Source organism: Bradyrhizobium sp. MI1.3 (genome assembly GCF_055811695.1).
The window spans coordinates 1-914 of sequence record NZ_JBVVPQ010000220.1 but is presented as its reverse complement, the minus strand read 5'-3'; the positions used below and the strand labels follow the sequence as shown (position 1 = coordinate 914).

Annotated in this window: 1 pseudogene; it reads left to right on the top strand. The window is 61.3% G+C overall.

The features are described from left to right. Positions 1–2: 2 nt before the first annotated feature. Positions 3–914, top strand: a pseudogene (locus AC0L3A_RS40740) (IS3 family transposase); the annotation flags it as partial.

The window sequence follows — 914 nt, the reverse complement described above, 5'->3', positions numbered from 1 at the left end:
AGATGACGAAGAAGAGCCGCCGGACGCATTCTCCGGCATTCAAGGCGAAGGTTGCTTTGGCTGCGGTCAAAGGCGACAAGACGCTGGCGGAGCTGGCGCAACTGTTTGATGTTCATCCGAACCAGATCACGATCTGGAAAAACCAGCTCCTGGAGGGCGCCGCCGGCGTGTTTGGGCATGACAAGACATCGGCCGAGACGCCGGTCGATTTGAAGGCGTTACATGCCAAGATCGGCGAGCTGGCGTTGGAAAACGATTTTTTGTCCGGCGCGCTCAGCAAGGCGGGCCTGCTGAGCGCAAAGCGATGATCGACCGCGGTCATGATCTTTCTATCGAGCGCCAGGCGAAGGTCCTGAAGCTGGCTCGCAGCACGGTCTACTATGAACCTCGGCCAGTTTCGGCCGAGGACCTTGCCTTGATGCGTCGGCTCGATGAGCTGCATCTCGATTATCCCTTCGCGGGAGCGCGTATGCTGCGATCGTTGCTGCGGCGGGAGGGCGTATACGCTGGTCGCCGCCACATCGCGACGCTGATGAAGCGCATGGGGATCGAGGCGGTCTATCGTCGCCCGAACACGAGCAAGCCGGCACCGGGTCACAAGATCTACCCGTACCTGTTGCGCGGATTGAAGATCGAGCGGCGCGACCATGCGTGGGCAATGGACATCACCTACGTTCCGATGCGGCGTGGTTTCGTCTATCTCGCGGCGGTCGTCGATGTGTTCAGCCGACGGGCCCTGGCCCATCGCGTCTCGATCACAATGGAGGCGGCCTTCTGCGTCGAAGCGGTCCAGGAGGCGTTGGCGAAGCACGGCAGGCCCGAGATTTTCAACACGGACCAGGGCAGCCAGTTCACCAGCCTCGAGTTCACCGATGTGCTGCTGGACGCGAAGATCGCCATCAGCATGGACGGCA